Raw genomic sequence first — 8,852 nt, forward strand, 5'->3', positions numbered from 1 at the left:
TATAGGGATTCAAAATAACGGTAGCTTAACCAAAAGCCTGAAAAATACTCAGAATTAAATACTCAACTTTGCGGCAAAAAAATGGAACTTTTCGTATTTACATTTGCCGCACTTTTTTCGGTAATAAACCCGCTAGGTACGGTACCCATTTTCGTTGGGTTAACAACGGAAAACACTAAAAAAGAACGTTCGGGAGTTGCGTTTTGGACGGCATTTAATGTGCTAGTCATCCTTGTCCTTTCTTTTTTCGTGGGCAAATATATACTAGCTTTTTTTGGAATTAGTTTATCCGCCTTAAAAATTGCCGGTGGTTTGATAATTACGTCTTCCGGTTTTGCCTTGTTAACCGGTAAGTTTACGGAGCACAAGGGCATGAAAAAACGAGAAAAGGATGATGCTTTTAACCGTTCAGAAGTCTCTTTGACCCCTTTGGCAATTCCGATGCTTGCAGGGCCTGGTACGATTTCATTGCTGATAACTTATCATGAATCTTATATCGGGTTTACCGACAGGATACTGATATTAGGAGCAATAGCTTTTACTGCTGCCGTGATTTACTTGGTTTTAAAAAGTGCTTTTATGATTGTTAAGGTCCTTGGAGCTTCAGGGATTAATGCCTTATCAAGAATTATAGGGTTTATCGTGATAGCCATCGGTGTTGAATACATTATTAGTGCAGTTGCAGCAATTGTTGATGCCATTTCAATGTCGTTCGTACAATCTTAGCACAGAAACTTGAAGTTTATAACAGGTTGAGAATATAAATAGAAGAGGTGGTTTCCCGTTTTCAATTTGAATTTTTTAACAGGTACTTGTAATCAAATGGTGGAAAATCCGTTACTTTCGTAGGGAATAAAGAAAAGTGTTATTTTTTATTCGTAATTAACAAGAAATTCAGGAAAAGTGTCGATAGAAGTAAAGAATGTTTTCAAATATTACGGTGAGCAAGCCGCATTAAACGATGTTTCATTCAAAGTTAATTCAGGTGAAATAATTGGGTTTTTAGGTCCGAATGGTGCAGGTAAGTCTACCATGATGAAAATAATCACCTGTTTTATTCCTAAATCTGCTGGAACGGTAAAAGTATGCGGTCTCGATGTGGAGGAGCATTCCATTGAAGTTCGTAAAAAAGTGGGTTATTTACCAGAACATAATCCGCTTTACCTGGATATGTATGTGAAAGAATATTTGTCATTTGTAGCAGGCATTTACAAAATACCTAACCGCAAAGAGCGTGTTCAGGAAATGATAAAAAAGGTAGGATTAGAGAAAGAGCAAAATAAAAAAATTGGAGCATTATCTAAAGGTTACCGTCAACGTGTTGGATTAGCACAAGCTATTATTCATGATCCAGAAGTTTTGATTCTAGATGAACCAACAAGCGGTCTTGATCCAAATCAATTGGTTGATATTCGAAAGTTAATTATTGAAATAGGTAAGACAAAAACGGTGATGTTATCCACGCATATTATGCAAGAAGTTGAAGCTATATGTGACCGTGTAATCATTATTAAAGAAGGTACAATTGTAGCGGATAATTCAGCAAAAGAGATTCAGCAAAAAGATGTGGAAAAGCAAACTATTTTGGTAGAGTTTGATAAAAATTGCTCGCGAAACCAATTGCGTCAAATACCAGGTGTTAAAAGCGTCAAGCAAGTAGATGACAATAAATGGGTGTTTCTAGGTGCAGGAGATGTACGTCCAGAGATTGCAAAATTTGCACAGCGAGAAAGTCTTCTAATTCTAGCGATGTCCATTGAAGAAAAATCAATGGAAGAAGTTTTTAAAGAATTGACTCAAAATTAATACAAGAAATTATGGTATGGGTAGCGGATTTGAAAAATCGCTTTTGCCTCATCATATAGTACTTGTTTAAATTCCTCTATATTTATTTTTTCTTGCGCAGAGATAAAAATACAATCGTCAGCATTTAGTTTAGCCATCCAAGTTTTCTTTAATTCGGCCAAAGCAAACTTTTTACCATCGGGGTGAAAGCCGATCTCATCAGGTTTCGGATTGTAAGCATCAACTTTGTTAAAAACTACGATATGCGGCTTTTTCTTTTTTTCATCGTCAATTTCTGAAATCGTTTCATTCACAACTTCATACTGTTCCTCAAAATTGGGGTGCGAAATATCAACGACGTGAATCAAAATATCGGCCTCTCTTACTTCGTCCAAGGTTGATTTGAATGATTCAATTAATTGATGAGGTAGTTTGCGAATAAATCCAACAGTGTCAGACATTAAGAATGGGAGGTTGTCAATCACAACTTTACGAACGGTAGTGTCCAATGTCGCAAATAGTTTGTTTTCTGCAAATACTTCTGATTTACTCAAGAGGTTCATAATTGTTGATTTACCGACATTTGTATAACCAACTAAGGCAGCCCGAACCAATTGACCACGGTTACCGCGTTGCACGGCCATTTGTTTGTCAATCTTCTTTAGTTTATCCTTAAGTAATGAAATCTTTTCTTTAATAATACGTCGATCGGTCTCAATTTGTGTTTCACCAGGGCCACGCATACCAATCCCCCCTTTTGTTCTGTCCAAGTGCGTCCACATGCCGGTTAATCTTGGAAGTAGGTATTGATATTGCGCTAATTCGACTTGAGTTTTGGCATGTGCTGTTCGAGCTCGACTTGCAAAAATATCTAAAATGAGGTTGTTTCTATCCAATACTTTAATTTCAAAAGCACGCTCGATATTTCTGAGCTGAGAAGGAGAAAGTTCGTCATCGAAAATGGCAACATCAACTTCATTGGCATCAATATACTCCTTAATTTCTTTTATTTTTCCTGATCCAATATAGGTTTTGGAATTCGGACGATCAACCCGTTGTAAAAATTTACGTTTAGTTTCAGCACCAGAAGTCTCAGCTAAAAACGCTAATTCGTCAATGTACTCTTTTGCTAATTCATCCGTTTGATCACCAGTAATAACGCCTATTAATACTGCATGCTCAGCTTTTGACTCTATGTGCGAAAATCCTGTCGACATATATCCCTCTCTCGATTTAAATTAAAACCAACCTGCTGCTAAATCTGTTCTAAATGGCCATGGAATTCCAGCAAGGACTAAAATTAGAGCCAATGTATAGAAAATAGCAATCATTCTAAATTTTTGGGTGTCAGTTTCTTTCTTTTTTGATTTTGAATGACCAATCGTAATCAATACCATTGCAATTGTCATGATTAATGAATGTTCAACCGTGAAGAAACGTAATATCTTAATACTCATGGTTTCAGCTATGAATGCCACCTTTGGACTAAAGAAATACAATACCCAACCAAATAAAAATTGAATATGAAAAGCAATCATAGCAAACAATGCTAACTTCTTATCAGATGGTTTGAAATTTTTGTTTTGTTTCCATCCTAAATGCGCCTTTACTACAGCAGTAATTAATAAAACTAAAACAATCCATCGCCAACCGGAGTGCGAGCTTTGAAGAATGCGTCCAAATGTATCCATAAATCCTTATTTTTGGACAAATTTAAGGTTTAATCCGATAACATGATGAGGTTGAATCTTAAATTTATACTGAACATGAACTAAAATTGAATTACTTATGTTGAAATCAATTTTTTTGGGTTGTTTTTCTATCCTCCTGTGCACCTTGCTAAACGCACAAGAAATTGAACCTAAAAATGATGTAGCTAATGCTCATCAATTAATTGCCTTTACTAACGCTAAAATTATTGTAAGTCCAAACGAGGTAATTGAACGGGGCACGATGGTGGTCCAAGGAGATAAAATTCTTAAACTTGGTTTGGCCGTTATTCCCCCAAAAGAAGCTATTAGGATTGATTTGAAAGGTTTTACAATTTATCCAGGATTCATAGATATGTACTCGGCCGAAGGAGTGCAACTACATAAATTTAACAAGGAGGGAAATAGTCCACAATTGTATTCGTTGAAAAAAGGACCTTATTATTGGAATCAAGCGATTCATCCGGAGATAGATGCTGTTGAATTCTTTGATCCAGAAAGAATAAAAGAGAAAGCTACTTATTTAAAACAAGGAATAGGAATTATAAATACCCATCAAAAAGATGGAATTTTACGTGGAACTAGTGTTTTAGTGGGACTTGGAAATGAAGATGAAGAGGGTGAAGTTATAAAATCAAGAGTTGCTAACCATTATTCATTCGCTAAAGGAATGTCTAAACAAACTTATCCGTCGTCGCAAATGGGAATAATCGCTTTAATCCGACAGTTTTTTTATGATGCACTTTGGTATGCCGAACAAGATGGTTTAAAAGAAAATGTTTCGCTGGTAAAAGGGTTGGAGAATCTTGAGCTACCTCAAATATTTGAGACGTTTGATAAACTAGAAATCCTTCGCGCCTATAAGTTGGCTAACGAGTTTGGGTTAGACTTTATCGTTAAAGGAGGCGGAGATTCATTTGAGCGAATAGAGGCTATTAAAGCAATGAATGCAAAACTTATTGTACCGGTTAATTTTCCTGAACCTTTTGATGTCACAGATCCATATCTAGCAAGATTCGTTTCATTGGCACAATTAAAGGAATGGGAAATGAAACCTTATAACCCATACATTTTACATAAAAACAAGATTCCTTTCGCTTTTACTAGTTATGGTTTAAAAAAGAAAGAGGATTTTTTGAAAAATATACGGTTATCCATTAAAAAAGGTCTTTCTAAAAAAGCCGCTTTAGAGGCGTTAACCATAAATCCCGCAAGTTTTTTAGGAATTCAAAAAGAGGTTGGAACGTTAGAGGAAGGCAAGTTGGCAAATTTTTTAATTGTTAAAGGAGACTTGTTTTTAGATGGAGAAATTTATGAAAATTGGAGTGTGGGTAAGAGGAATCAATTAAAAGATATTAAGAACGTAGATATAAGGGGTACTTATAATTTAAACCTAAATGGTATTGTTTATGGCTGGAATATCAATGGGGATGTTGATAAATTAACCAGTGAATTGTCTGCTTATGTCTGGAGAAATGATTCGATTAGCGGCACTCGCAAAATGGATACCCTTGAGCTCAAGCCCATGCTAAAATTAAATGGTTTACAGTTCAGTATGACTTTTATTGAAGAGAAAGGGAATTATGATGGGGTAGTTCAAATTAATGGTTCTTATAATCCTTCATTAGGAGCATTCCATGGGCGAGCTCAGCTTCCAAATGGTGATTTTGTGGATTGGAGTGCAATAAGAAGTGAAAAATATAAGGAGATTAAAAAGAAAGAAGATTTCCAAGTTGATACATCGTCAGTGGACAGAATAAATTATCCGAACATGGCGTATGGTTTTGATAGCTTACCAAGGTCGAAAACTTATTTTATTAAAAATGCCACTTTATGGACAAATGAAGATCTTGGGGTAATCAAAAATGCAAACCTCCTGATACAAGATGGCAAAATTAAAGGTGTTCACGAAGGCATTCATCAAATCCCCAATAATGCAATTGTAATTGATGGAACGGGAAAACATGTCACGACTGGAATTATTGATGAACACTCTCATATAGCAGTGAGCAAAGGCGTTAATGAAAGTGGGCAGAGTAATTCTGCCGAAGTCTCGATACAAGATGTTGTTCGTTCTAATGATATCAATATATACCGTCAATTGGCAGGTGGTGTAACGACGTCGCAGTTGTTACATGGTTCAGCAAATCCAATAGGTGGGCAATCAGCTTTAATTAAGCTGAAATGGGGATTTACACCAGAAGAAATGTTGATTGAAAATGCGCCTAAGTTTATCAAATTTGCCTTGGGTGAAAATGTTAAACAATCAAATTGGGGTGATCACCAAACTGTTCGTTTTCCTCAAACAAGAATGGGGGTTGAACAAGTGTTTTATGATGCTTTTATTCGGGCAAAAGCCTATGAATTGGAATGGGAATCGTATCTTGAATTATCGGATAAAAAGAAATCCAAAACACGAGCTCCACGACGTGATTTGGAATTGGAAGCAATGGTTGAAATTTTAAATCGTGAACGCTTTATAACTTGTCACTCCTATATTCAAAGCGAAATAAATATGTTAATGAAAGTCGCAGATAGTATGGGATTCGTCCTCAATACATTTACGCATATTTTGGAAGGTTATAAATTGGCGGATAAAATGAAAGCTCACGGAGCAGGAGCTTCAACTTTTGCTGATTGGTGGGCGTATAAATTTGAAGTAAATGATGCAATTCCATATAACGCTGCAATATTGAATGAAATGGGAATAGTAACCGCTATCAACTCTGATGACGCAGAAATGGGCAGAAGGTTAAATCATGAAGCGGCAAAAATTGTAAAATATGGTGGAGTTTCTGAAGAAGATGCTTGGAAAATGATAACGCTGAACCCTGCTAAATTACTACATCTGGACGATCGATTGGGGAGTATGAAAGAGGGTAAAGATGCTGATATTGTAATATGGTCGAACCATCCTTTGTCCATCCAAGCTAGAGTTGAACAAACTTTTATTGACGGAATTTTATTCTATGATATCAATAAAAACGTGCAATTGCATGATAGAGATCAGCTAGAACGGAATCGTATAATGAAATTGATGCTAGAAGCTAAATCAAACGGAGTTAAAACAGTAGCACCGTTTAAAAAAATCAACCCGCATTACCATTGTGATACGGAAGGACAATAATTATAGAATATGACAAAAATTATAGGATTACTATTTGTATTGATGCTTAATTATGGGGTTGGACAAGTTCCTTCTCCACAAACTCAAAAGTATAACCGAATTTTATTCAAAAATGGATCCGCTCATATTGGAAACGGAAATTATATTCACAATTCAGTTTTAGCTGTAGAGAATGGAAAAATTTTATTTGTAAAAAATGCCCTTACCTACCAGCTAAATGAATCAGATTGGGATACGATTATAGGGTTAAATGGTCAGCATGTCTACCCTGGATTCATTGCGGCAAATATTACAATGGGTTTAACTGAAATTGATGCGGTAAGAGCCACGAGGGATTTTAATGAAGTAGGACAAATAAATCCTCATATTCGTAGTTTAATTGCTTATAATACGGATTCTAAAGTATTATATACAGTTCGAACGAATGGTGTTTTGGTAACGCAATCAACTCCCAGAGGAGGTTTGATTTCTGGTGCTTCTTCTGTGATGGCAATGGATGGATGGAATTGGGAGGATGCTGTTTATAAGGCAGATGATGGTATCCATATCAATTGGCCAAAAAAATATAACCGTTCGGGGTGGTGGGCCGAACCTGGAAAGGATGATGCAAATGAAAAATACAATAAGATATTAGCAATAATTTATGCGTTTTTTGAAGAGGCTAAAATATATTCGGATATTAAGTCTCCAGATAAAACATATTTAAAGTTGGCAGCTATGAAGTCCGTATTTAAAGGTAGTCAACGGGTTTATTTTCATGCTGATTTTGCTCCAGAGATTAATGATATTATTGATTTTTCAAGACATTTTAAACTTAAGTTTCCTGTGATTGTTGGTGGATATGATGCACATTTATTGGCGGCTCGATTAAACGAGAATAATTTTTCCGTCATGTTAGGTCGGCCGCATGCATTACCAAAATTTGAAGACGATTTGTCTTATACTAATTATCATAAAGCAGCAGAATTAAGTAGGTTGAATGTTCCGTATTGTATCCAGTCAGCGGGTGATATGGAGGTGATGAATGCGCGGAATTTACCTTTTTTAGCTGGTACGGCATGGGCCTATGGTTTGTCCGAAGAGGAGGCTGTTGCGTCAATATCCTTGAACGTTGCAAAAATCCTCGGAGTTGATGATCGTATTGGTTCATTAGAGGCGGGTAAGGATGCCACTTTTTTTGTTTCCGAAGGAAATGCCTTGGATATGCGAACCAATAAAGTGAGTACAGCCATGGTTAAGGGTCGTTTCATTCTATTGGATAATCATCAAATCCAATTGGCAAAAAAGTATGCTAAAAAGTATGATTTAAAAGAATTTGAGCCTTAATTACTCAAAACTCACTTGAGAAAATGGATCAAATTGATTCATAGGGTTTAATTCTGTCACAGTTTGGTTGTCCACTCGAATTGTCCGAGAAGGAAATTGTTCCATAATCGATAAATCATGTGTCGCCATAAGTACAGAAGTTCCTTCTTTCGCAATAGCCAGTAATACGGTCATAATTTCTTTCGATGTTTCTGGATCAAGATTTCCTGTCGGCTCATCGGCTAGGATAAATGCAGGTTTATTAATTAAGGCGCGTGCAATTGATACGCGTTGTTGCTCACCACCTGATAATTGATTTGGCATTTTATCCCCTTTATGATCCAGTCCAACTAAACTTAAAACTTCTTCTCCACGCTGCAGGATTTCTTTTTTGCCTTTCCAGCCGGTGGCACGCATCACAAATTTTAGGTTTTCCATAATCGTTCTATCCGATAATAATTGAAAATCCTGAAAAACAATACCCAATTCTCTTCGTAAATATGGAATTTCTTTTTGTCTGATGGTGTTTAAATCAAATTGCGCCACCTTTCCGGTTCCAGCACTTAATTTTAATTCACCGTAAATGGTTTTTAACAAACTACTTTTTCCTGATCCAGTTCGACCAATTAAATAGACAAACTCTCCTTTTTCAAGGTGTAAATTCACAGATTTCAATACCAGCGCATCTCCTTGTCTAATCTCTCCTTCTTTAATCCAAAATATACTGTTTTCTGTTTCCATTTAACTATAGCTTGTTTTGTCAAATTGTATAATTCATGTAAAAATATGAATTTTTCGGGAGTGTTATTTTTTATTACACGATAATCACAATTTGTTATTTGTTCTTAGTCTCAAAATCAAAGGTCAGGTTTGAATATTCTGAAGTTTTTTGAAGAGTGTTAACCGCACTTCATCATTCAATATTC

General features: G+C 35.9%; 7 protein-coding genes. 4 read left to right on the forward strand and 3 right to left on the reverse strand.

Features of this window, described 5'->3' with window-relative positions; translation table 11 throughout:
• Nucleotides 1-81 precede the first annotated feature (81 nt).
• Together A8143_RS04270 and gldA are read left to right on the forward strand one after the other, a co-directional pair.
• Entirely contained in the window at nt 82-726 is a 645-nt protein-coding gene (locus tag A8143_RS04270; RefSeq protein ID WP_066756768.1) for a MarC family protein, read from the forward strand.
• Between the two features lie 177 nt (nt 727-903).
• Nucleotides 904-1,806, forward strand: a complete 903-nt coding sequence (gene gldA, locus A8143_RS04275; RefSeq protein ID WP_066756771.1) for a gliding motility-associated ABC transporter ATP-binding subunit GldA — start codon at nt 904-906, stop codon at nt 1,804-1,806.
• On the opposite strand, the gene hflX is transcribed toward gldA, so the two are convergent.
• Together hflX and A8143_RS04285 are read right to left on the reverse strand one after the other, a co-directional pair.
• A complete protein-coding gene (gene hflX / locus A8143_RS04280) occupies nt 1,803-3,002 on the reverse strand; it encodes a GTPase HflX (RefSeq protein WP_066756774.1) in 1,200 nt (399 codons plus the stop codon). The genes gldA and hflX overlap by 4 nt on opposite strands.
• A gap of 21 nt (nt 3,003-3,023) precedes the next feature.
• Nucleotides 3,024-3,476, reverse strand: a complete 453-nt coding sequence (locus A8143_RS04285) for a cytochrome B (RefSeq protein WP_066756777.1) — start codon at nt 3,474-3,476, stop codon at nt 3,024-3,026.
• A gap of 97 nt (nt 3,477-3,573) precedes the next feature.
• Between A8143_RS04285 and A8143_RS04290 the strand changes: the two genes are divergently transcribed.
• Nucleotides 3,574-6,621, forward strand: coding sequence for an amidohydrolase family protein (locus A8143_RS04290; RefSeq protein WP_066756780.1), 3,048 nt, complete (start codon nt 3,574-3,576; stop codon nt 6,619-6,621).
• 9 nt (nt 6,622-6,630) lie between these two features.
• Nucleotides 6,631-7,947, forward strand: a complete 1,317-nt coding sequence (locus A8143_RS04295) for an amidohydrolase family protein (RefSeq protein ID WP_066756783.1) — start codon at nt 6,631-6,633, stop codon at nt 7,945-7,947.
• Here A8143_RS04295 and A8143_RS04300 read toward each other — a convergent pair whose 3' ends face one another.
• Complete coding sequence (locus A8143_RS04300; protein ID WP_066756785.1) at nt 7,948-8,667, reverse strand: cell division ATP-binding protein FtsE; 720 nt, start codon at nt 8,665-8,667, stop codon at nt 7,948-7,950. It lies immediately after the preceding gene.
• Nucleotides 8,668-8,852 lie beyond the last annotated feature (185 nt).

Source organism: Crocinitomix algicola, assembly GCF_001661595.2.
In the GTDB taxonomy this organism is placed as follows: domain Bacteria; phylum Bacteroidota; class Bacteroidia; order Flavobacteriales_D; family Crocinitomicaceae; genus Crocinitomix; species Crocinitomix algicola.